The 295-nt window shown below is 43.1% G+C and carries 1 protein-coding gene; it reads left to right on the top strand.

The window, feature by feature from the left end; all coding sequences use genetic code 11:
- A partial coding sequence (gene argS / locus PZE06_RS28325; protein ID WP_275792445.1) for an arginine--tRNA ligase domain-containing protein occupies window positions 1–295 on the top strand: 295 nt, incomplete at both ends.

Below are 295 nucleotides of genomic sequence, written 5' to 3'. Positions count from 1 at the left end.
GGTGAAACGATGGTAGGGAATCAACAAAGGATCCAATTTGAGTTTGTTGCAGCGAATCCTACAGGAGACCTCCATTTAGGACATGCACGCGGAGCAGCGGTTGGGGATTCTCTATGTAATATTCTTGCCAAAGCGGGCTATGATGTTTCTAGAGAGTATTATATTAATGATGCCGGAAATCAAATCAATAACTTTGCTTTATCGTTAGAGGCTCGCTATTTTCAGGCGCTTGGCTTAGAGAAAGAGATGCCGGAGGATGGTTACCATGGAGAAGATATTATTGTCATCGGGAAAA

The organism is Robertmurraya sp. DFI.2.37, assembly GCF_029211245.1.
GTDB lineage: Bacteria > Bacillota > Bacilli > Bacillales > Cytobacillaceae > Robertmurraya > Robertmurraya methanolica_A.
This window is presented reverse-complemented; position numbering and strand designations above follow the sequence as displayed.